This is a genomic window from Leifsonia sp. SIMBA_070 (assembly GCF_046534635.1).
Lineage (GTDB): Bacteria > Actinomycetota > Actinomycetes > Actinomycetales > Microbacteriaceae > Leifsonia.
In genome coordinates this window covers 1-249 of sequence record NZ_JAWRYK010000695.1, presented here as the reverse complement: position 1 = coordinate 249, position 249 = coordinate 1, and the positions used below count along the sequence as shown (strand labels likewise).

Genomic DNA, 249 nt, shown 5'->3' with positions numbered 1-249 from the left:
ATGTTCCGGTCACGCGGCAGCAGGGATACCTCACTGCCGGAAAACCAGCGGGTGATATTCCATGGCCAGGGAAACGCATCGGAGGGCGCGCCGGCAAACAACGGAGATGATGTCCCCACGGACAGGTCAGCGGTCAGGGCCGGCAGCCATTCCTGCTCATTCGCGGCCAGCTGGGCTGCGGCCAGGCGCCGGGGCAGCCGGACGGCATAGTCGGTGCCCAGGCGGAAGATGTAGTTGTCCCAGCCGTTG

At 65.9% G+C, this 249-nt stretch carries 1 pseudogene; it reads right to left on the bottom strand.

Going from position 1 to position 249, the window contains the following annotated elements:
* Window positions 1–249: pseudogene (locus tag SB754_RS22030) on the bottom strand (phosphotransferase); the annotation flags it as partial.